Here is a 20,333-nt window from a genome sequence, read left to right as displayed (position 1 = left end):
GGCGAACCACATCCGGCGTCGTCCCCAGTGTCCCTGCTCGTACTTCTGTCGACATCGACAGCCCCGGAGTCCGTGCCCGAAGAGGCAGGAGGACCCGGGAAGTGTTCACCGGAATCGTCGAAGAGCTGGGCGAGGTCACCGCCGTCGAGACCCTCGACGACGCCTGTCGCTTCCGCCTGCGCGGCCCAGTCGTCACCCAGGGCGCCAAGCATGGTGACTCCATCGCCGTCAACGGCGTCTGCCTCACGGTCGTCGACCACGAGGGCGACGAATTCACCGCCGACGTGATGGCCGAGACCCTGAACCGCTCCAGCCTCGGCGCCCTGAAGGCCGGCTCCCGCGTCAACCTCGAGCGCCCCATGGCCGTCGGCGAACGCCTCGGCGGGCACATCGTGCAGGGCCATGTGGACGGCACCGGCGAGATCCTGGAACGCAAGCCGTCCGACCACTGGGAGATCGTGAAGATCTCCCTCCCCGCGGACCTCACCCGCTACGTGGTCGAGAAGGGCTCCATCACCGTCGACGGCATCAGCCTCACCGTCGTCGACGCCGGCCCGGACCACTTCACCGTGAGCCTCATCCCCACCACGCTCGCCCTGACCACGCTCGGCCACAAGCAGCCCGGCGACCCGGTCAACCTCGAGGTGGACGTCATCGCCAAGTACGTCGAGCGGATGATGGGCGACCGAGCGCAGGAGGCGGCCAAGTGAACTGGCTCAACTCCGAGGCGTTCACGCTCTTCGGCCAGCACATCAAGTGGTCGGACATGATCGGCAACGTGATCGGCCTGATCGGCCTCGCCTTCGGCTGGCGGCGCTCCATATGGACCTGGCCCACCCAGTTCCTCTCCGGCCTCATCCTCTTCGCGGCCTTCGCCACCGCCCACCTCTCCGGCAGCGCCGGCAAGCAGATCGTCGTCATGCTCGTCGCCGGCTACGGCTTCTGGCAGTGGAACCGCGGCCGGCGGCAGGCCCAGGACGGCACCATCGCCGTACGGTTCGCCACCTGGCGCGAGCGCGGGGTGCTGGCCGGAGCGGCCGCGCTCGGCACGCTCGCGGTCGGCGGGCTGTTCACCGCCTTCCCGACCCTGTCCTGGGACCCCTGGCCGGACGCCTACATCTTCGTCGGCACCGTCGTCGCGATGTACGCCCAGGCCCGCGGCATGGTCGAGTTCTGGTTCGCCTGGCTCCTGGTCGACCTCGTCGGCGTCCCGCTGAACTTCGCCAACGGCTTCGCCTTCTCCGGCTTCGTCTACGTCATCTACGGCGCGCTCGTCCTGTGGGGCCTGCGCGACTGGTGGCTGCGCTCCCGCGCGGCAGCCCAGCCCACCCTGGAAGGAGCGCCGGCATGAGCGCCGCAACCGTCCTGTACAGCACAGAAGAGGTCGAGGACTTCACGCTCGACTCCGTCGAGCAGGCCATCGCCGACATCGCGGCCGGCCGCCCCGTCGTGGTCGTCGACGACGAGGACCGGGAGAACGAGGGCGACCTCGTCATCGCCGCCGAGAAGGCGACCCCGGAGATCGTCGCCTTCATGATGAGCGAGTGCCGCGGCCTGATCTGCGCCCCCATGGAGGGCGAGGAACTGGACCGGCTGAAGCTCCCGCAGATGGTCGAGGACAACACCGAGTCGATGAAGACCGCGTTCACGGTCTCCGTCGACGCCTCCGCCGCCCACGGCGTGAGCACCGGCATCTCCGCCTCCGACCGCGCCACCACGCTCCAGCTGCTCGCCGACGGCACCGCCCAGCCCGACGACTTCGTGCGCCCCGGCCACATCTTCCCGCTGCGCGCCCGGTCCGGCGGCGTGCTGACCCGCAACGGCCACACCGAGGCCGCCGTCGACCTCGCCCGTCTCGCGGGCCTGCGCCCGGCCGGCGCGATCGTCGAGATCGCCGGCGAGGACGGCACGATGCTGCGCCTGCCCGAGCTGATCCCGTTCGCCCGCAAGCACGGCCTGACGATCATCTCCATCGAGGACCTGATCGCCTACCGGCGCGGCAGCGAACCCACCGTCCGCCGCGAGGCGAGGACCCAACTGCCCACCGCCCACGGCACCTTCACCGCCTACGGCTACCGCTCCACCGTCGACGGCGTCGAGCACGTCGCCCTGGTGCACGGCGAGGTCGGCGACGGCGACGACGTCCTCGTCCGCGTCCACTCCGAATGCCTCACCGGCGACGTCTTCGGCTCCGCCCGCTGCGACTGCGGGCCCCAGCTGGACGCCTCCCTGGCCCGCATCCAGGCCGAAGGCCGCGGAGTGGTGGTCTACCTGCGCGGGCACGAGGGCCGCGGCATCGGCCTGATGTCCAAGCTGCGCGCCTACGAACTCCAGGAGCGCGGCCGCGACACCCTCGACGCCAACCTCGAACTCGGCCTGCCCGCCGACGCCCGCGACTACGCGGCCGGCGCGCAGATCCTCGCCGACCTCGGTGTGCGCGGCGTCCGGCTGCTGACCAACAACCCCGACAAGACCGACGCGCTCGTCCGCCACGGCATCGCGGTCAAGGCCCGCGTGCCGATGCCCGTGAGCGCCGGCGAGCACAACCTCCGCTACCTGCGCACCAAGCGGGACCGGATGGGCCACGACCTGCCCTGGCTGGACACGACCACCGTGCCGGCCTGCGGCAACCAGTAAGAGAGCACAGAGGGAGAGACGTGAGCGGCAAGGGTGCACCGGAACTGTCCGTACGCAATGTGGGTGACCTCAGGGTCGCCGTCATCGCGGCGCAGTGGCACGAGAAGGTGATGGACGGTCTGGTCGACGGCGCCCTGCGCGCCCTGCACGACCTGGGCATCGACGAGCCGACCCTCCTCAGGGTCCCCGGCAGCTGGGAGCTCCCGGTCGTCGCCAAGGTCCTCGCGGGCCGCGGCTACGACGCGATCGTCGCCCTCGGCGTCGTCATCCGCGGTGGAACCCCCCACTTCGACTACGTGTGCCAGGGCGTGACCCAGGGCCTGACCCAGGTGTCGGTCGAGACCGGCGTCCCGGTCGGCTTCGGGGTGCTGACCTGCGACACCGAGGAGCAGGCCCTGGACCGCGCCGGCATCGAGGGCTCCAACGAGGACAAGGGGCACGAGGCGGTGACGGCCGCGGTGGCGACCGCGGCCACCCTCCGCTCAGTATCCGAACCCTGGCGCTGACGAAAGCCACCCGTGGCATAGGCTGAGCGTCACCATGTCCAAGAAGACGTTCGAGGAGCTCTTCACCGAGCTCCAGCACAAGGCCGCCCAGGGTGATCCCGCCACTTCCCGCACCGCAGAACTGGTCGAGAAGGGCGTCCACGCCATCGGCAAGAAGGTCGTCGAGGAGGCCGCCGAGGTGTGGATGGCCGCCGAGTACGAGGGCAAGGAAGCCGCCGCCGAGGAGATCTCGCAGCTGCTGTACCACGTCCAGGTGATGATGGTCGCCCGCGGCATCTCCCTCGACGACGTCTACGCCCACCTCTGAGCCGCACCCCCGTTCCCGCACGACACCACGCAAAGGAAGCCGACCTCATGCTGCGCATCGCCGTCCCCAACAAGGGTTCCCTGTCCGGCCCTGCGGCGGAGATGCTGCATGAGGCCGGCTACCAGCAGCGCCGCGAGTCCAAGGAACTGCGGATCGTCGACCCGACCAACGAGGTCGAGTTCTTCTACCTGCGCCCCCGCGACATCGCGATCTACGTCGCCTCCGGCCAGCTCGACATCGGCCTCACCGGCCGGGACCTGCTCATCGACTCCGGTGCCGAAGCCGAAGAGATCCTCGCCCTCGGCTTCGCCCGCTCCACCTTCCGCTACGCCGCCAAGCCCGGCACCATCAGCGGTCTGGCGGACCTGGCGGGCAAGACGGTCGCCACCTCCTACGAGGGCATCGTCGCGGCGCACCTCGCCGACCACGGCATCGACGCCTCCGTCGTCCACCTCGACGGCGCCGTCGAGACCGCCATCCAGCTCGGCGTCGCCCAGGTCATCGCCGACGTCGTCGAGACCGGCACCTCGCTGCGCAACGCGGGCCTGGAGGTCGCCGGCGAGCCGATCATGAAGTCCGAGGCCGTGGTGATCCGCCGCACCGGCGCGGACGCCGACGACCCGAAGGTGCAGCAGTTCCTGCGCCGCCTCCAGGGCGTCCTGGTCGCCCGGACGTACGTGATGATGGACTACGACTGCCGCGTGGAGCAGCTGGAGAAGGCCGTCGCCCTCACCCCCGGTCTGGAGTCGCCGACCGTCTCCCCGCTGCACAACGAGGGCTGGGTCGCCGTCCGCGCGATGGTCCCGGCCAAGGAGGCGCAGCGGATCATGGACGACCTGTACGACATCGGCGCCCGGGCCATCCTGACCACGGCCATCCACGCCTGCCGTCTCTGAGGGGCGTGGCACCGATGTCCGATCTGCCCAGCCTGCCCGTCACTTTCCGGCCGGGCAGCACCCGCGCGGTGCTGCTCACCGCCGCCGTCGCCATCTTCGTGGTGATCACGGCCGTCGCGATGCTGCTGAAACAGCTCAGTCCCGCCGAGCGCCTCAGCTTCGTCGTCACGGCCCTCCTGCTGGACGCGGTGCTGCTCCTGCTGGCACGGCCCAAGGTCGTCGCCGACGAGGACGGCGTCACTGTCGTGAATCTCACGAACAGGCGCCGGCTGGACTGGGCCGAGATCCTTCAGGTGACCCTACGGCCCGGCGACCCCTGGGTGTTCCTCAACCTCAGCGACGGCACCAGCCTGCCTGCTCTCGGCATCCAGCCGGGCCTCGCCAAGCAGCGCGCGATCGCCGACGCCCGCGCCCTGCGAGCGCTCGCCGAGGCCCGTTCCGTGGCGGACCCCGAGCGGCCTCAGGGCTGACTCGGAAAGATCCTCAGGGTGGTCACCCTGCCGCATCGGGCCATGTCTTGATTAATCTGTTTCCGGAGGCGCGAACGGATGCGCCTCCGCCCCTGCCGCCCCGCCCGGTGCGCCAGGGGCTCCTGCTAACCGAGGAGTGACCCTCTCCGGCGATGGACGGATCGTCCTGTAGTACCTGCGCCGCCCCCTGCCGACATAGCGCGGACCTCGTTCCCGAGGTACGCGACCGTGCGGAGGCGGCGGCATCATGACCACCCCCCTGCTGCTCCTGGCAGCCGCGTTCCTGCTGATCCTGGCCAACGGGTTCTTCGTCGCGGCCGAGTTCGGACTCGTGACGGTCGAGCGGGCGGAGGCCGAGAAGGCCGCCGCCGACGGCGACCGGCGCGCCCACCGCGTCGTCGAGTCCCTCAAGGAGCTGTCCTTCCAGCTCTCCGGCACCCAGCTCGGCATCACCATCACCTCCCTCGTCGTCGGCATGCTCGCCGAACCGGCGCTGGCCGAGCTGCTGCACGGTCCGTTCACCGCGATCGGCATCCCCGAGGGAGCCGTCTCCGGTGTCACGGTCGTCGTCGGCATGCTCGTGGCCTCCGCCGTGCAGATGGTGATCGGCGAGCTCCTGCCCAAGAACTGGGCGGTGTCCAGGCCCCTTCAGGTCGCGCGCTTCGTCGCGGGCCCGCAGCACGTCTTCGCCCGGCTGTTCCGCCCGGTCATCGCCGGCCTCAACGCCGTCGCGAACCGGCTGGTGCGCGCCCTGGGCATCGAGCCCGCCGAGGAACTGGCCTCCGCGCGCACCCCCGGCGAACTCGTCTCCCTGGCCCGTCACTCGGCCCGGGCCGGCGCCCTGGAACAGGACACGGCCGACCTCTTCGTGCGGACCCTCTCGCTGGGCGAGCTGACCGCACAGCACGTGATGACGCCGCGTGTGAAGGTCAGCGCGCTGCAGTCCTCCGCCACCGCCGAGGACGTGGTCAACCTGACCCGCGCCACCGGACTGTCCCGCTTCCCGGTCTACCGGGAGAAGATCGACGAGGTCGTCGGCATGGTCCATCTCAAGGACGCCCTGGCCGTCCCGGTGCAGGAGCGGCTGCGTACCCCCGTGGGCCGTATCGCCCGCCCGGCGCTGCTCGTCCCCGAGACCCTGCCGGTCCGGCCGCTCCTCGCCCGCCTGCGCAGCGAGCAGCCCATCGCGGTCGTCGTCGACGAGTACGGCGGCACGGCCGGTGTCGTCACCCTGGAGGACATCGTCGAGGAGATCGTCGGCGAGGTCCGCGACGAACACGACGGGCACGACCTGCCCGAGCTGGCCTCCGCCCCGCCCGAGGACGGCAGGCCCGCCTGGGACGTCGACGGCAGCTGCCGGGTCGACATCCTCCAGCGGATAGGCCTGGAGGCGCCCGAGGGCCCGTACGAGACCGTCGCGGGGCTGATCGCCGACCTGCTGGGCCGTATCCCGGCCGTCGGCGACAAGGCGGAACTGCCCGGCTGGCGGCTGTCGGTGCGCCAGGTCGGCCACTACCGCGCGGAGCGGGTCCGACTCGTCCGCACGGCCCCGGTCGCCGTGATGGAGGCCGCCCGATGAGCGTGCTCCAACTGACCTTCGCCGCACTCCTGGTCCTCGCCAACGGCTTCTTCGTCGGAGCCGAGTTCGCGCTCGTCTCCGTACGCCGCAGCCAGGTCGAGCCGCTCGGCACCGCCCGGGCCCGGCAGGTTCTCTACGGCCTGGAGCGGCTGCCGCAGATGATGGCGGCGGCCCAGTTCGGCATCACGATCTGCTCCCTCACCCTCGGCGCGGTCGCCGAACCGACCGTCGCCCACCTGCTGGAGCCGGTCTTCGAGTCGATCCACCTGCCGCACGGCATGATCCACCCCCTCACCTACGTCATCGCCCTCGCCGCGGTGGTCTTCTTCCACCTCGTCATCGGCGAGATGGTCCCGAAGAACCTGGCCATGGCGGCCCCCGAGAAGGCCGCGCTGTGGCTCAGCCCCGGCCTGGTCTGGTTCGCCCGCTTCTGCAAGCCGATCACCGCCGCGCTCGGCGCCGTCTCCCAGGGCATCCTGCGGCTGTTCCACGTCGAGCCCAAGGACGAGGTCGAGGCCGTCTTCACCAGCGAGCAGCTCAACCGGCTGGTGGAGGACGCGGGCCAGGCGGGCCTGCTCGACCCCGAGGAGGCCGAACGCCTGGAGGACGCCCTGGAGCTGGGCTCCCGCCCGGTGACGGACGTCCTGCTCAAGCGCGAGTCACTGGTGACGGTCAGCCCGTCGGTCACCCCCGGGCGCATCGTCGAGCTCACCGCCCGCACCGGGTACTCCCGCTTCCCGGTCGCCGCGGAGAACGGCGCGTTCATGGGCTACCTGCATGTGAAGGACGTCCTCGACCTGGAGCACTCCGACCGGGCGGTGCCCCAGCAGCTGTGGCGGCCCATGACGACGCTGAGGTCCGAGCTGCCGTTGGACGACGCGCTGACGGTGATGCGGCGGGCCGCCACGCATCTGGCCCAGGTCGCCGACGGGTCCGGGAAGGTGCTGGGGCTCGTCGCGCTGGAGGACGTGCTGGAGCTGCTGGTGGGGGAGGTGCGGGATCCCGCGCACCGGGAGGTGCGTGAGGTCCGGCTGACCGAGCCGAGGTCCGGTGAAGAGGTGCTGGCGACCTAGCACCGTGGCTGCGGGTGCGTGGGGGCTGGTCGCGCAGTTCCCCGCGCCCCCAGACAGGTGGGTGCGGCTCGACCGGCCTTCACGGTACCCACTCAGGGGCGCGGGGAACTGCGCGACCAGCCCCGACCGGCCCGCGGCCGATGACCTCACATGGCCGACGGATCCTGCGGCCCCCGCCCGGACAGCACCTCCCCGTACGCCTGCATCAGATCCGGCAACCGCAACGTCGCCAGATCCTCCCTCCCCAGCACCCCGGGGTACACGGACAACCGCAGATCCCGGTACGCACAGCTCTTCTCGTACAGCGTCCGCAGGAACCTGCCGTTGCCCAGCTCGTCGATCCACCCCTGGTCCACCACGTGCCCGGCGATCGACCGCAGCTCGTCGAGGGACTCCTCGTCCCACACGTCGCCGTTCTCCGCCGCGAGCACCTTGCCGATCTCGGTCAGCTCCAGAGGACGGTAGGAGGGAAAGTCGACGCGGGTGGTGAAGCGGGAGGACAGCCCGGGGTTGGCGGCGAGGAGACGGTCCATGCCCTCCGGGTAGCCGGCCAGGATTACCACGAGGTGGTCGCGGTTGTCCTCGGCCCGTTTCAGCAGCACCTGGAGCGCCTCGTCGCCGTACGCGTCCCCCTTGCCGTAGCCCGAGTTGGACAGCGAGTACGCCTCGTCGACGAAGAGCACGCCGCCGAGGGCGGAGTCGATGAGTTCGTTGGCCTTCACAGCCGTCTGGCCCAGGTACTCGCCGACCAGGTCGGCCCGCTGCGCCTCCACGAGATGGTCGCCGCCGAGCAGCCCGAGGGCGTAGAACACGCGGCCGAGGATCCGGGCGACGGTGGTCTTGCCGGTGCCGGAGGGGCCGGAGAAGACGAAGTGGCGTTTCGGCGGCTGGACCGGGAGCCCCTGCCCGGCGCGCAGCCGGGCCATGTTCAGCTGCGCCGACAGCGCCTTGACCTGCCGCTTCACCGGCTCCAGACCGACCATGCGCTCGAGCTCGGCGAGCGCCTCCTCGAGTAACGCGGGGTCGGTGGGCCCGGCGGGCAGGGACGGCGCCGGGCCGGCCTTCTCGCGTACCGCCGGGTCGGTGAGCGGAGGCAGGGGAGCGGAGACCGGCGGCTCGGGGTCGGGCATTCTCAGGTCGCGGCCCTCGGTGCCGAAGAGCGGGTCGAATCCGTCCGGGCCGTCCACGGCGTCCTGGCCGGCGCCGGTGAGCGTGATCGCCGCGAGGTCGGTGGTGTCGTCGTAGCCGTCGCCCTCGGCTATCGCGGCGAGCCGGGCCGAGGTGTCCATGAAGGCGGGGTCGACGCGGTGCACGGCCCGGTACAGGGGGAGTGCGGCGGCGCTGCGGCCGGTGCCCTCGTGCGCCCGGGCCAGCCAGTAGCGCAGCTCCTTGCGCTGCGGCTGCTCGCTGCGACAGCGCATCAGTGCGGCGGACAGCAGCGGTTCGGCCTGTCCGTACATCTCCAGGCGGACCCGCGCCATGCCGCCGAACAGACCCGCCTCGATACCGAGCATCGGGTCGTCCACGAGCGGGTCGGTGTGCCGGACCAGCTGCTCCCAGTCCTTGACCAGATAGGCCCGGCAGGCGTGCAGGAAGCGGACATGGGCGTCGGTGTCCACCGGCGGCAGACCGGCGAGCGCCCGGTCCAGTTCGGGGACGTGGCGGCCGTCCAGCCAGTGGGAGGCGTGCGCGAGCAGCAGGTCGCGCGGGCTCTCCAGCACCGGCTGCACCCACCAGCCCAGCCAGTACCAGGAGTTGAGGGTGCGGCGGTACCGGGTGCGCTGTTCGCCGAAGCGGTCACGGTGCCGGAACATCCTGAGCAGGGCCGTCGTCGTGTCGACGCGCAGCGCGTGCAGCCCGAGCCAGCCGTCGGCCATGCCGGGGTCCATCCGTACGGCCGCGCGGAACTCCTCCTCCGCCTGCGGATAGGCGCCCATGGTGTAGGCATCCACGCCTCGCAGCCAGGCGAGGTCGGCCGGGGCCTGAGGGCCCTGCGTGCCGAAGTCCATCACGTCCCCCACAAACCGTGCCCCCGTCGGTGTCCCAACGAGCCGTCCCCCCAGTCGGCTGCCCTGCTCGAACCGCTGTGCCACGGACCGGAGTTGCAAGGTGCACGAAGCAACCGTCCGTTGGTCGCAACGAGGGCATCGTACCTGCGGGGGCGGCGGCCCCGTAGGGTGCCGCACGGGCCGTTCGGCGAGGTGGGAGCGGATGCGGCGGAGCCGCGCACGGTGACCGAGGGTGAGCGCTGCGCATCGCCCGGCGCCCGGAAAACCGGCGGAAGACAGAACGAAGCCCCCGATCACGGGGGAACAACCGGGGGCTTCGCGTCTGTGGGCGGCTCGAATGGCCGCACATTCAGAACGTAAGTCCTGTACGGCCCGGCGGTCAAGCCGAGTTGAAGCACTCCGGCAAGTTGCCCCGCAAGCGCATTCACAAGTTCAGCACACTGCGGGCGGTCCGTCACCGTGTGTGAGGGGATGGTCCGGTCCATTGGCCTTCGCAGGTCCCGGAAGCACCTCGAACCCCTTCTCTCGCTGCCGTACCAGGAGATCGGCGAAGGGCCGCGAGGGGTCGTGGGCGAAATGACGCCGTTCCGCCGGGACCCAGCCGTTCCAGAACTCCCGCTGCTCCTCCCCGTCGCGTGCTCGCCCCCGCGCCCAGGCCTCCTCGCGCGGCAGCTCCATCCACAGCAGCAGGGCCAGGTGGGGCCGCAGTGCCCGGCGTCCCGCGCCGACGCCCTCGACGAGGATCACCGGAGCGGGCGGCAGGGGCCGCCGGGGGCCGAAGCGCCGGGCGCGCCAGTCGTAGGCGGCGTAGTGCGCGGTCCGGCCGTGGACCAGCGGTTCGATCACCTGATCGAACAGGCGTTCCGTCCAGTCGAACAGTTCGTCGTGGCTCGCGATGTCGTCGAGGCGCAGCACCGGAGCGCCCCCCAGCGCTGTCGCCAACTGCCCGGCGAACGTGGTCTTTCCGGAGCCGGCGTGGCCGTCGACGCCGACGAGACGGACCGGGCCGCAGGAGGGCGGGAGCCGGCGGATCCGGGAGGCCAGGTCGCGGACGGCCGGTCCCGGGGCGTGGCGGAAGGGTGGAGTCATCTCGCCCAGCACTCTAACGACGGCGCCCTCGGCCCGTGCCAGTGGTCGACGCCAATATTGGTTGGGCGTGGCGCGCGTCGAAGTGCTGGCGGGACCCGGCGGGCTGTGCTCCTATGTGGCGCATACACGTGTGCGACCGGCCGTGCAGCGGACCTGCCTCGCCCGTGCCCGACTCCGACAACCGGGGGTCCCTGCCATGAGCAGAGCCGAACAGCCCTCCCGCAGAACCGTTCTGGCCGCCGCGGTCGCCGCCGCCGTCACGGCGAGCGCGGGCCCGGCGGCCGCCGTCACCGAGGCTCCCATGACGACCGACGCCGCAGGCCCCGCTCGCGCGGTCCCGGCCCGCACCGTGGACAACCGGGCGTGGATCTCGTACGGCGACTGGCACGGCGGCACCCTCCGGGGCACGCGTGCCGTCGCGGGCACCCGGCCGGGCGTGGTGATCGCGACGCCCGCCGGTGCGACCGACTACACGGATCCGCACACCGGCACCACGGCCGCCTGGGAGTACGGCACCTGGACGTCCCCCGCCCATCGGTTCGCCGTCCCCGCGACGGAGGCGATCGTCTCCTGGAACGCGCGCACCCCGGCCGGTACATGGCTCCAGGCCGAGCTCAGGGCCGACTACACCGACGGCACCAGCAGTCCCTGGTACGTGATGGGCCGCTGGGCGGCCGGCGACCAGGACATCCGGCGCACCTCGGTCGACGACCAGAGTGACGGCAGGAGCACCGTCTGGACGGACACGCTGGCGATCGACGATCCGCCGACGGGACTGCGCATGGCCTCCTGCCGACTGCGCCTGACCCTGTACCGCAGGCCGGGCACCAAGGCCACGCCCATGGTGTGGCGGCTCGGCGTGATGGGCTCCGACGTGCCCGACCGGTTCACCGTCCCGGCGTCCGTGCCCGGCCTCGCCAGGGAACTGGCCGTGCCGCGGTACTCGCAGGAGATCCACAAGGGCCAGTACCCCGAGTACGACAACGGCGGCGAGGCCTGGTGCAGCCCGACCTCGTCCCAGATGGTCGTCGAGTACTGGGGAGGCAGGCTCACCCCCGAGCGGCTGGCCTGGGTGGACCCGTCGTACGCCGATCCGCAGGTGTGCCACGCGGCCCGGTTCACCTACGACTACCAGTACGCGGGCTGCGGCAACTGGCCGTTCAACGCCGCCTACGCCGCCACCTTCGAGGACCTCCAGGCCGTGGTCACCCGGCTCGGCTCGCTCGGCGACCTTCAGACGCTGATCGCGGCGGGCATCCCGGCCATAACGTCCCAGTCGTTTTTGAAGGAGGAGCTGACCGGGGCCGGGTACGGCACCTCCGGGCACCTGATGGCCGTCGTCGGCTTCACGGCAGGCGGCGACGTGATCGCGTGCGACCCCGCTTCGGAGAGCAACGAGGCCGTGCGGCGCGTCTACCGGCGGCGGGAGTGGGAGAACATCTGGTTGCGGACCAAGCGGTACAACGCCTCCGGCAAGGTCGTCTCCGGTACCGGCGGCGTCTGCTACCTGTACTTCCCGGCGCGCCCGAGCGCGGCCCAGCGCAAGGCGCTGGCGGCCGTGGGTGTGCGGGCGTGACCCCGCCGCGAGCCACTGTGACCTGACCCATGACCGGGCCCTCCGACCTGCCATACTGCGGGTGTCCCGCCTCGCCTGCCTGCTGGAACCAGGGTCGAAATTGAATATCAGTCAACAACCCGCCGCGCGTCCCAGGGCCCGTGGCACCGAGCGCTCCCTGGCGCGCCGCGCCGAACTCATCGCCATCGGGCGGAGGTTGTTCGCCGACACGTCCTACGACGCCCTGTCGATGGACGACATCGCCCGGCAGGCGCACGTCGCCAAAGGGCTCATCTACTACTACTTCCAGTCCAAGCGCGGCTACTACCTGGCCATCATCCAGGACTCGGTCACCGACCTGGTCACCCTGGCGGCGAGCGGACTCGAACTGCCCCCGGTCGACCGTGTCCAGCGCACCATAGACCGCTACCTGCGCTACGCCGAGAACAACCAGGCCGCGTACCGCACGATCGTCAGCGGGGGCGTCGGCTTCGACACCGAGGTGCACGCCATCCGCGACGGCGTGCGCGAGGCCATCGTCGCCACCATCGCCGAGGGGGCGTACGGCCGCGTCGACATCACCCCGCTGGCGCGTATGGGGCTGCTGGCCTGGGTGTGCAGCGTCGAAGGCGCCACCCTCGAATGGATCGACCGCCCCGAACTGCCCCGGGAGACCATGTGCGAGCTGCTGCTGAAGGGGCTCGGCGGCGCTCTGCGGGCGATCGAGGACCTGGACCCCGCGTACCCGGCCCCGGAGGCCGCCCGCCAGGGGGCGTGAGGAAGGCGGAGGGATCCGGCACGGCCCCTCCGCCCCGTCGGCCGGCGCGGTCTACTTGATGGCCTTGATCAGCTCACCGTTCGCCGTGTCGCCGCTCAGCTCCCAGAAGAACGTACCGCCCAGGCCCTGCTGGTCCTTGTAGGCCATCTTGGTCCCGATGGTCGCCGGGGTGTCGTAGCTCCACCAGTTGCTGCCGCACTTGGCGTACGCCGTGCCGGCCACCGTCCCCGTCGCCGGGCACGTGGTCTTGAGCACCTTGTAGTCCTCGATGCCCTGTTCGTAGGTGCCCGCCGCCGGGCCGGTGGCCGTGCCGCCGGGCGCCGACTGGGTGACGCCCGTCCAGCCGCGGCCGTAGAAGCCGATGCCGAGCAGCAGTTTCGAGGCGGGGATGCCGAGGCCCTTGAGCTTCGCGATGGTCGCCGAGGTGTGGAAGTCCGCCTTCGGAATGCCGGAGTACGAGGTCAGCGGTGAGTGCGGGGCCGTCGGGCCGGCCGCGTCCCAGGCGCCGAAGAAGTCGTAGGTCATCGGGTTGTACCAGTCGACGTACCGGGCGGCGCCCGCGTAGTCCGCGGCGTCGATCTTGCCGCCCGGGGTGGCGTCGGCGGTGATCGCCGCGGTCACGAGGTTGCCGGAGCCGAAGGTGGTCCGCAGTGCCTGCATCAGGTTCCGGAAGGCGGCCTTGCCGCTGGTGTCGCAGGTGGCGCCGCAGGCGTTCGGGTACTCCCAGTCGATGTCGATGCCGTCGAAGACGTCCGCCCACTTGGAGTTCTCGACCAGGTCGTAGCAGGACCGGGCGAAGGCGGCCGGATTCCGCGCGGCCTCGCCGAAGCCGCCCGACCAGGTCCAGCCGCCGAAGGACCACAGGACCTTGAGGTTCGGGTGCTTCTGCTTCAGCTTGCGCAGCTGGTTGAAGGTGCCGCGCAGCGGCTGGTCCCAGGTGTCGGCCTTGCCGTCGACGGACTCGGCGGCGGTGTAGGCCCGGTCGGTGGCGGCGTACGCGTCGCCCATCGCGCACTTGCCGCCCGTGACGTTGCCGAAGGCGTAGTTGATGTGCGTGAGCCTGGCCGCCGAGCCCGAGGTCTCGATGTTCTTGACGTAGTACTTGCGGTCGTAGGTGCCCCATTCGGTGAAGTAGCCGATGACCTTGGAGCCGGCCTTGGCGCCGGGAGCGGCCTTCGCCTCGGCGGCGGCTTCCTGAGCCGAGGTCGCCGCGGTGGCGGAGGTGCCCGCGCCGGCCAGCAGTCCGGCGCCGAGGACGGCGCAACAGACCGCGGACACGATGGCCCGGAAGCGGGAGCGGTGGGGGGTGTGCATCCGGTGTCTCCTCGTGGGGGAGAAGGGACGCGCGCACGCGCGCCGATTGGCATGAACGCGTTAATCGGTGGAGCGAAACAGTAGGAGGACTAGACCAGTTGGGTCAATGGTGCGGACCAATTTCGCCCTCCCGGACCCGCTCGGGTATTTCTTGAAGTAAGCGGTCGTTAACTGGTGACGGGATGCCTCCGATCGGGCATACTCACAGCGCACAGCCGCTGGTCAGCAGGTTCCGAGACCCGGGACTGCAAGCATCGGCCAGGCACCAGAACGACCCGGCGGCGCCGCCCTCACCCACGGGCCCGACCGCCAGTGCCCGACAGGGAGGAGAGCGTCGCCATGCCCGACCGCGCCCCGCAGCCGGTGGACCGACAACTGCCCACGGACGAGGCCCGGGATCTGATCTCGCTCGTCCGCGACATCGCGCAGCAGGAGATCACCCCGAACGCGGCCGAGGAGGAGGACGCCGGCCGCTTCCCGCGTGGACTCTTCGGCCTGCTCTCGCGCTCCGGCCTGCTCGGTCTGCCGTACGACTCGGAGTACGGCGGGGGAGACCAGCCCTACGAGGTCTACCTCCAGGTCCTCGAAGAGCTCGCCGCGGCCCGCCTCACCGTCGGCCTCGGCGTCAGCGTGCACACCCTGGCCTCGTACGCGCTCGCCGCCTACGGCACCAAGGAGCAGCAGGTCGAGCACCTGCCCGCGATGCTCGGCGGTGGCCTGCTCGGCGCCTACTGCCTCTCCGAGCCGCACTCCGGATCGGACGCGGCGGCCCTGCGCACCAAGGCGGCGCGGGAGGGCGACGACTGGGTGATCAACGGCACCAAGGCCTGGATCACGCACGGCGGGATCGCCGACTTCTGCACGGTCATGGCGCGCACCGGCGAGGAGGGCCCGCGCGGCATCACCGCGTTCCTGGTGCCGGGCGACGCGCCGGGGGTCAGCGCCGCGGCGCCCGAGAAGAAGATGGGCATGAAGGGCTCGCCCACCGCGCAGGTCAACTTCGACGACGTACGGGTCGGCGACGACCGCCGCATCGGCGAGGAGGGGCAGGGCTTCGCGATCGCCCTGTCCGCGCTCGACTCGGGACGGCTCGGCATCGCGGCGTGCGCGGTCGGCCTGGCGCAGGCGGCGCTCGACGAGGCGCTGGCGTACGCGACGCAGAGGCGCCAGTTCGGAAAGCCGATCGCCGACTTCCAGGGCCTGCGCTTCATGCTCGCCGACATGGCGACGCAGATCGAGGCGGGGCGTGCGCTCTACCTGGCGGCGGCGCGACTGCGGGACGCGGGCCGGCCGTTCGCCCGGCAGGCCGCCATGGCCAAGCTGCACTGCACCGACACGGCGATGCGGGTCACCACCGACGCCGTGCAGATCCTCGGCGGCTACGGCTACACCACCGACTTCCCCGCCGAGCGCTACATGCGGGAGGCCAAGGTGCTCCAGATCGTCGAGGGCACCAACCAGATCCAGCGGATGGTCATCGCCCGCCATCTCGTGGGTCCAGAGGAACGCTGAACTGGTCGAGGCCGCGCCAGGGAGCCGCGAGCCGCATCCACTCCGGGTCGTGACGGCCCGGCAGGGTGCGGCCGCGCTCGGCCCAGGCCCGCATCAGGTCGCGGTAGATCGGCGGGTCCTGATAACGCGGGGCGGGAGGCCGAACCGATTCTGCGGGCGGCGGGACGTACAGGAGGCGCTGACGCCCGGTCGCTGAGGAGATGGGGGTCATACCAGGGCAACGCGGCTGAGGCCGGACAGGTCACCGGCAGCCGGAATCGGGCGTGCGTTCACGCACGCCCGATTCCGTGTGTCCTCCGGAAGCCTGTCGCGGCGTACCGCCCGCTCGTCAGGGCACACCGAACCGCACCACGGCGGACTGCGGGCCGTGGTGCGGCGCGGCTACGGGGTGGAGCGAGCGGGCCGGAAGGCCCCGCGCTCAGGCCGCCTGGCGGCGCATGACGGGGATCCTGATGGGGCGTGAGCCCGGCCCGCCGACGTGCGAGAAGGGCTGGGTCCGCCAGTCGAGTCCCTGCGGGAGCGTCAACAGCAGGGCGGTTTCCTGCTCCTGAGGCTCGACGGACTCGTCGGCGGCGCGGGCGTCCGTGGCCCGGCGGCCCGTCCCGGCGCAGACCGTGAGCCCGAACGGGTTCCACGGCGAGGCGCACAGCGCGTGCTCCGGCAGGACCTCCTCGTCCGCCAGGAGGGCGATGGGCTGCGCGCAGTCCGGGCAGACGACCCGGAACATCTCGAAGGTGTCGTAGGCGTCGAGTTCGTCGTCGAAGGTGTCGGGTTCGACGCCCTCCGGCTCGGGCTCGACGACGAGCTGCTGCCGCTTGGGTGCGGTGCGGCCAGGGCGCTTAAGACTCTGCATTGGGTTCTCCCCCTCGGGCTGGGCCGTTCAGGCACTGCGGCCTCGACCACAGCAAGCACTTCCCGTCCCCCCTCGGCGGTAATCACGAGAACATCACGGAGACTGTTCGGGGCCTGTGTCGTTCGTCACATGCCGTGCGCAGGTGCCCACTGCGGCGGTTTTGTCCCCCCGGACGACCGACCGTCCTCTTCCGGCCACATCACGAACCGGGCATGACCAGGGCTCCTCAGGGCTCCTCAGGTATCCGAGGAGATCAGCCGCCCTGTAGGTTCTTGCGCCATGGAGGAGCTGGACCGACAGATCGTGCAGCTGCTCGTCAAGGACGGGCGGATGAGCTACACCGACCTGGGCAAGGCCACGGGCCTGTCCACGTCGGCCGTGCACCAGCGGGTGCGGCGGCTGGAGCAGCGTGGCGTCATCCGCGGCTATGCCGCGGTCGTCGACCCGGAGGCGGTCGGGCTGCCCATGACGGCGTTCATCTCGGTGAAGCCGTTCGATCCCAGCGCGCCGGACGACATCGCGGAGCGGCTGGCCGGTGTGCCGGAGATCGAGGCGTGTCACAGCGTCGCGGGGGACGAGAACTACATCCTCAAGGTGCGGGTCGCCACACCGCACGAGCTGGAGGAACTCCTGGCGCGGGTGCGGTCGTTGGCCGGAGTCTCGACCCGGACGACGGTCGTGCTGTCCACGCCTTACGAGGCGCGGCCGCCGCGGATCTGATGCCGCGGCCGCGGGCTGTCCGTGGTCGATCGCGCAGTTCCCGGCGCCCCTCTCCGGGCGCCGCGACAGAGCCTGTGAGACTGTCCCCATGAGTGAGTCCAGCACCCCGCCGAAGACCGTTCTGCTCCGTCGCGGAGAGGTCCACAGTCCCGCCGATCCCTTCGCCACGGCGATGGTCGTGGAGCGGGGACAGGTGGCCTGGGTCGGGTCCGAAGGGGCCGCCGACGCATTCGCCGACGGGGTCGACGAGGTGGTCGACCTCGACGGGGCGCTGGTCACTCCGGCGTTCACGGACTCGCACGTGCACACCACGGCGACCGGTCTCGCGCTCACCGGCCTCGACCTGTCCGGGGCCCCTTCGCTCGAAGCGGCCCTGGCCCTCGTACGCGACTTCGCCGCTGCCCGGCCCGACGACCGGGTGCTGCTCGGGCACGGCTGGGATGCCGCCCGCTGGCCCGGCGGCCGGCCGCCGACACGTGCCGAGCTCGACGAAGCCGCCGGTCACCGGCCCCTCTATCTCAGCCGGATCGACGTCCACTCGGCGGTCGTCACCACGGCCCTGCTCGACCTGATCCCCGAGGCCGTCACCCGTGACGACGGACCGCTCACCGCCGACGCCCACCACGCCGTGCGCGCCGTCGCGTTCGCAGCCGTGACGCCGCGGCAGCGGGCCGACGCCCAGCGCGCCGCCCTCGAACGCGCCGTCTCGCTCGGTATCGGCACGGTCCACGAGTGCGCCGGCCCGGAGATCTCCTCCGAGGACGACTTCACCGGACTGCTGCGCCTCGCCGCCGAGGAGCCCGGACCGCGCGTCGTCGGCTACTGGGCCGAGCAGGACGTGGCCAAGGCCCGGGAACTGGGGGCGATCGGCGCCGCGGGCGACCTCTTCGTCGACGGAGCCCTCGGTTCGCACACCGCCTGTCTGCACCAGCCGTACGCGGACGCCGGCCACACCGGCAGGGCCTACCTGGACGCCGCCGCGGTCGCCGCACACGTCGTGGCCTGCACCGAGGCGGGTCTCCAGGCCGGCTTCCACGCCATCGGCGACGCGGCCGTGGACGCCGTGACCGAGGGCGTGCGGGCCGCCGCCGAGAAGCTCGGCCTCGCCCGGGTCCGGGCCGCCCGCCACCGCATCGAGCACGCCGAGATGCTCACGCCCGAGACGGTCGCCGCCTTCGCCGAACTCGGCCTCACCGCCTCCGTCCAGCCCGCGTTCGACGCCCTGTGGGGCGGCGAGGACGGCATGTACGCGCAGCGGCTGGGGGTCGAGCGGGCGCGGGCCCTGAACCCGTTCGCGGCCCTGTTGCGGGCCGGCGTCCCGCTGGCCTTCGGGTCCGACAGTCCGGTCACCCCGCTCGACCCGTGGGGCACGGTCCGGGCCGCCGCGTTCCACCGCACGCCGGAACACCGTGTCTCCGTACGGGCCGCGTTCACGGCGCACACGCGGGGCGGCTGGCGGGCCGTCGGACGGGACGACGCGGGCGTCCTGGTCCCGGGCGCACCCGCCGACTACGCGCTGTGGCGCACCGGCGAACTGGTGGTCCAGGCTCCCGACGACCGGGTCGCCCGCTGGTCGACGGATCCCCGCTCCGGCATCCCGGGGCTGCCCGATCTGACCCCGGGCCGCGACCTGCCCGTCTGCCTGCGCACCGTGGTGGGCGGACGCACGGTCTTCGTACGGCCGGGCGAGTGATCTACGGGGGTGGCGCGCACGAGATCGCGCGCCGCACCCCCGGCGCGCGACCTGCGCATCCTCCGCGCTGACCAGGGATTTGCCGCACAAAGCGCAGGTCGAACGGCTGTTGACAGGTTGCCGCAGGGGGCCGGTAGGTTCGGCCCAGTCCACCACCGGACGCCCGACCGGGGAACGTCGCGCACTCGCGCAGCGCCGCCGGGTCAGGGACGGTGTGCCGCACCGGGCACCGCCACTGGGAGCCAGGCTCAGGCCGGCACAGCGCCGAGGGAACGTTCCGGCCGGTCGGGGAGGTGTGACCCGGGTGGGGCCCGGACGCTCAGTAGACAACGGCTTTCGGTCGATCCGCAGCCAGCGGGTCCCAGGTCGGCCCGAAGGGCGCCGGGCCCCCATCCGCCGTACGCTCGCACCCGAAGGCGCATTCTTACCCGCGTCTCGCGGATTCGACACCACCATTCGAACGTCCTGTCACGTCATCGCAGGCCGAGGCCACTATGGTGGATCCTTGCGTACGGACATGAAGGGGCATCAGTGAACGACGGCGACGGAACCCTCGCGGCAGGAGCCCAGGGGAGGAAGTTCGGCCCGCTCGGCACCGCCTTGGTGATCATCCCGACCTACAACGAGGCGGAGAACATCAAGAGCATCGTCGGCCGGGTGCGCGAGGCCGTCCCCGAGGCGCACGTGCTCGTGGCCGACGACAACAGCCCGGACGGCACGGGCAAGCTGGCCGACGAGCTGGCCGTCGACGACGACCGGGTCCACGTGCTGCACCGCAAGGGCAAGGAGGGCCTCGGCGCCGCCTACCTCGCGGGCTTCCGCTGGGGCCTGGAGCGCGACTACGGCGTGCTGGTCGAGATGGACGCCGACGGCTCCCACCAGCCCGAGGAGCTGCCCCGTCTGCTCACCGCCCTCAAGGGCGCCGACCTGGTGCTCGGCTCGCGGTGGGTGCCGGGCGGTCGGGTGGTGAACTGGCCCAGGTCCCGTGAGGTGATCTCCCGGGGCGGCAGCCTCTACTCCCGGCTGGCGCTGGACCTGCCGCTGCGCGACATCACCGGTGGCTACCGTGCCTTCCGCCGCGAGACCCTCGAAGGTCTCGGTCTCGACGAGGTCGCCTCGCAGGGCTACTGCTTCCAGGTCGACCTCGCCCGCCGCGCGGTCAAGGCCGGCTACCACGTGGTCGAGGTGCCCATCACCTTCGTCGAGCGTGAACTCGGAGACTCCAAGATGAGCCGCGACATCCTCGTCGAGGCGCTGTGGCGGGTCACGGCGTGGGGTGTGGGCGAGCGGGTCGGCAAGGTCACGGGGCGCGGCGGCAGGCCGTCGAAACCGTAGCCGGAGC

General features: G+C 71.6%; 20 protein-coding genes. 15 read left to right on the top strand and 5 right to left on the bottom strand.

The window, feature by feature from the left end; genetic code table 11:
* Positions 1-101 precede the first annotated feature (101 nt).
* From ABEA82_RS27700 to ABEA82_RS27660, 9 genes are all read left to right on the top strand, one after another.
* Positions 102-710: a riboflavin synthase gene (locus tag ABEA82_RS27700; protein ID WP_345664410.1), complete on the top strand. Its 609-nt coding sequence runs from the start codon at positions 102-104 to the stop codon at positions 708-710.
* On the top strand, positions 707-1,351 hold the full coding sequence (locus ABEA82_RS27695; RefSeq protein ID WP_345664409.1) for a nicotinamide mononucleotide transporter family protein: 645 nt from the start codon (positions 707-709) through the stop codon (positions 1,349-1,351). Before ABEA82_RS27700 ends, ABEA82_RS27695 begins: the two co-directional genes overlap by 4 nt.
* Positions 1,348-2,637, top strand: coding sequence for a bifunctional 3,4-dihydroxy-2-butanone-4-phosphate synthase/GTP cyclohydrolase II (locus tag ABEA82_RS27690; RefSeq protein ID WP_345664408.1), 1,290 nt, complete (start codon positions 1,348-1,350; stop codon positions 2,635-2,637). The genes ABEA82_RS27695 and ABEA82_RS27690 overlap by 4 nt, the downstream gene beginning before the upstream one ends.
* A gap of 20 nt (positions 2,638-2,657) precedes the next feature.
* Entirely contained in the window at positions 2,658-3,143 is a 486-nt protein-coding gene (gene ribH, locus ABEA82_RS27685) for a 6,7-dimethyl-8-ribityllumazine synthase (RefSeq protein ID WP_345664407.1), read from the top strand.
* Positions 3,144-3,177: 34 nt separating this feature from the next.
* Positions 3,178-3,450, top strand: coding sequence for a phosphoribosyl-ATP diphosphatase (locus tag ABEA82_RS27680; RefSeq protein WP_003988914.1), 273 nt, complete (start codon positions 3,178-3,180; stop codon positions 3,448-3,450).
* Positions 3,451-3,497: 47 nt separating this feature from the next.
* On the top strand, positions 3,498-4,346 hold the full coding sequence (gene hisG, locus ABEA82_RS27675; RefSeq protein ID WP_345664406.1) for an ATP phosphoribosyltransferase: 849 nt from the start codon (positions 3,498-3,500) through the stop codon (positions 4,344-4,346).
* Positions 4,347-4,360: 14 nt separating this feature from the next.
* Positions 4,361-4,816 carry a PH domain-containing protein gene (locus ABEA82_RS27670; protein ID WP_345664405.1) on the top strand — a complete coding sequence of 152 codons (456 nt, stop codon included), beginning with the start codon at positions 4,361-4,363 and terminating at the stop codon, positions 4,814-4,816.
* A 247-nt stretch (positions 4,817-5,063) separates the two neighbouring features.
* Positions 5,064-6,395 carry a hemolysin family protein gene (locus ABEA82_RS27665; RefSeq protein ID WP_345664404.1) on the top strand — a complete coding sequence of 444 codons (1,332 nt, stop codon included), beginning with the start codon at positions 5,064-5,066 and terminating at the stop codon, positions 6,393-6,395.
* On the top strand, positions 6,392-7,468 hold the full coding sequence (locus ABEA82_RS27660; RefSeq protein WP_345664403.1) for a hemolysin family protein: 1,077 nt from the start codon (positions 6,392-6,394) through the stop codon (positions 7,466-7,468). Before ABEA82_RS27665 ends, ABEA82_RS27660 begins: the two co-directional genes overlap by 4 nt.
* Positions 7,469-7,614: 146 nt before the next feature.
* Here ABEA82_RS27660 and ABEA82_RS27655 read toward each other — a convergent pair whose 3' ends face one another.
* A complete protein-coding gene (locus tag ABEA82_RS27655) occupies positions 7,615-9,477 on the bottom strand; it encodes an AAA family ATPase (protein WP_345664402.1) in 1,863 nt (620 codons plus the stop codon).
* 432 nt (positions 9,478-9,909) lie between these two features.
* Positions 9,910-10,566: a uridine kinase family protein gene (locus tag ABEA82_RS27650; protein WP_345664401.1), complete on the bottom strand. Its 657-nt coding sequence runs from the start codon at positions 10,564-10,566 to the stop codon at positions 9,910-9,912.
* Positions 10,567-10,762: 196 nt separating this feature from the next.
* On the opposite strand from ABEA82_RS27650, the gene ABEA82_RS27645 reads away from it, so the two are divergent.
* Together ABEA82_RS27645 and ABEA82_RS27640 are read left to right on the top strand one after the other, a co-directional pair.
* The gene (locus ABEA82_RS27645) at positions 10,763-12,142 is read left to right on the top strand and encodes a peptidase C39 family protein (protein WP_345664400.1); all 1,380 of its coding nucleotides are present in this window, start codon (positions 10,763-10,765) and stop codon (positions 12,140-12,142) included.
* 100 nt (positions 12,143-12,242) lie between these two features.
* Positions 12,243-12,899 (top strand): TetR/AcrR family transcriptional regulator, encoded by a 657-nt coding sequence (locus ABEA82_RS27640; RefSeq protein WP_345664399.1) that lies wholly within the window; start codon positions 12,243-12,245, stop codon positions 12,897-12,899.
* A gap of 51 nt (positions 12,900-12,950) precedes the next feature.
* On the opposite strand, the gene ABEA82_RS27635 is transcribed toward ABEA82_RS27640, so the two are convergent.
* Entirely contained in the window at positions 12,951-14,213 is a 1,263-nt protein-coding gene (locus ABEA82_RS27635; RefSeq protein ID WP_345664398.1) for a glycoside hydrolase family 18 protein, read from the bottom strand.
* Positions 14,214-14,552: 339 nt separating this feature from the next.
* Here ABEA82_RS27635 and ABEA82_RS27630 point away from each other — a divergent pair, with 339 nt between their 5' ends.
* A complete protein-coding gene (locus tag ABEA82_RS27630; RefSeq protein ID WP_345664397.1) occupies positions 14,553-15,725 on the top strand; it encodes an acyl-CoA dehydrogenase family protein in 1,173 nt (390 codons plus the stop codon).
* On the opposite strand, the gene ABEA82_RS38740 is transcribed toward ABEA82_RS27630, so the two are convergent.
* Positions 15,688-15,936 (bottom strand): hypothetical protein, encoded by a 249-nt coding sequence (locus tag ABEA82_RS38740; RefSeq protein WP_003988903.1) that lies wholly within the window; start codon positions 15,934-15,936, stop codon positions 15,688-15,690. The genes ABEA82_RS27630 and ABEA82_RS38740 overlap by 38 nt on opposite strands.
* Before the next feature lie 207 nt (positions 15,937-16,143).
* Entirely contained in the window at positions 16,144-16,578 is a 435-nt protein-coding gene (locus tag ABEA82_RS27625) for a hypothetical protein (protein ID WP_345664396.1), read from the bottom strand.
* A 279-nt stretch (positions 16,579-16,857) separates the two neighbouring features.
* On the opposite strand from ABEA82_RS27625, the gene ABEA82_RS27620 reads away from it, so the two are divergent.
* The 3 genes from ABEA82_RS27620 (at position 16,858) to ABEA82_RS27610 (ending at position 20,326) form a co-directional block, all read left to right on the top strand.
* A complete protein-coding gene (locus tag ABEA82_RS27620; RefSeq protein ID WP_039932055.1) occupies positions 16,858-17,298 on the top strand; it encodes an Lrp/AsnC family transcriptional regulator in 441 nt (146 codons plus the stop codon).
* An 88-nt stretch (positions 17,299-17,386) separates the two neighbouring features.
* The gene (locus ABEA82_RS27615; protein WP_345664395.1) at positions 17,387-18,991 is read left to right on the top strand and encodes an amidohydrolase; all 1,605 of its coding nucleotides are present in this window, start codon (positions 17,387-17,389) and stop codon (positions 18,989-18,991) included.
* A 531-nt stretch (positions 18,992-19,522) separates the two neighbouring features.
* Positions 19,523-20,326 carry a polyprenol monophosphomannose synthase gene (locus tag ABEA82_RS27610; RefSeq protein ID WP_345664394.1) on the top strand — a complete coding sequence of 268 codons (804 nt, stop codon included), beginning with the start codon at positions 19,523-19,525 and terminating at the stop codon, positions 20,324-20,326.
* The last annotated feature ends 7 nt before the right edge of the window (positions 20,327-20,333 follow it).

The sequence above is a fragment of the Streptomyces venetus genome (assembly GCF_039540295.1).
GTDB classification, from domain to species: Bacteria; Actinomycetota; Actinomycetes; order Streptomycetales; family Streptomycetaceae; genus Streptomyces; species Streptomyces venetus.
Note: the sequence above shows the minus strand (reverse complement) of the source record. Positions and strands in the feature narration are given on the sequence as shown.

Coding starts and splice junctions, on each gene's coding strand:
- ABEA82_RS27690 (WP_345664408.1), top strand. CDS start 1,348: ATGAGCGCCGCAACCGTCCTGTACAGCACAGAAGAGGTCGAGGACTTC.
- ABEA82_RS27680 (WP_003988914.1), top strand. CDS start 3,178: ATGTCCAAGAAGACGTTCGAGGAGCTCTTCACCGAGCTCCAGCACAAG.
- hisG (WP_345664406.1), top strand. CDS start 3,498: ATGCTGCGCATCGCCGTCCCCAACAAGGGTTCCCTGTCCGGCCCTGCG.
- ABEA82_RS27670 (WP_345664405.1), top strand. CDS start 4,361: ATGTCCGATCTGCCCAGCCTGCCCGTCACTTTCCGGCCGGGCAGCACC.
- ABEA82_RS27665 (WP_345664404.1), top strand. CDS start 5,064: ATGACCACCCCCCTGCTGCTCCTGGCAGCCGCGTTCCTGCTGATCCTG.
- ABEA82_RS27660 (WP_345664403.1), top strand. CDS start 6,392: ATGAGCGTGCTCCAACTGACCTTCGCCGCACTCCTGGTCCTCGCCAAC.
- ABEA82_RS27655 (WP_345664402.1), bottom strand. CDS start 9,477: ATGGACTTCGGCACGCAGGGCCCTCAGGCCCCGGCCGACCTCGCCTGG.
- ABEA82_RS27650 (WP_345664401.1), bottom strand. CDS start 10,566: ATGACTCCACCCTTCCGCCACGCCCCGGGACCGGCCGTCCGCGACCTG.
- ABEA82_RS27645 (WP_345664400.1), top strand. CDS start 10,763: ATGAGCAGAGCCGAACAGCCCTCCCGCAGAACCGTTCTGGCCGCCGCG.
- ABEA82_RS27635 (WP_345664398.1), bottom strand. CDS start 14,213: ATGCACACCCCCCACCGCTCCCGCTTCCGGGCCATCGTGTCCGCGGTC.
- ABEA82_RS27630 (WP_345664397.1), top strand. CDS start 14,553: ATGCCCGACCGCGCCCCGCAGCCGGTGGACCGACAACTGCCCACGGAC.
- ABEA82_RS38740 (WP_003988903.1), bottom strand. CDS start 15,936: ATGACCCCCATCTCCTCAGCGACCGGGCGTCAGCGCCTCCTGTACGTC.
- ABEA82_RS27625 (WP_345664396.1), bottom strand. CDS start 16,578: ATGCAGAGTCTTAAGCGCCCTGGCCGCACCGCACCCAAGCGGCAGCAG.
- ABEA82_RS27620 (WP_039932055.1), top strand. CDS start 16,858: ATGGAGGAGCTGGACCGACAGATCGTGCAGCTGCTCGTCAAGGACGGG.
- ABEA82_RS27615 (WP_345664395.1), top strand. CDS start 17,387: ATGAGTGAGTCCAGCACCCCGCCGAAGACCGTTCTGCTCCGTCGCGGA.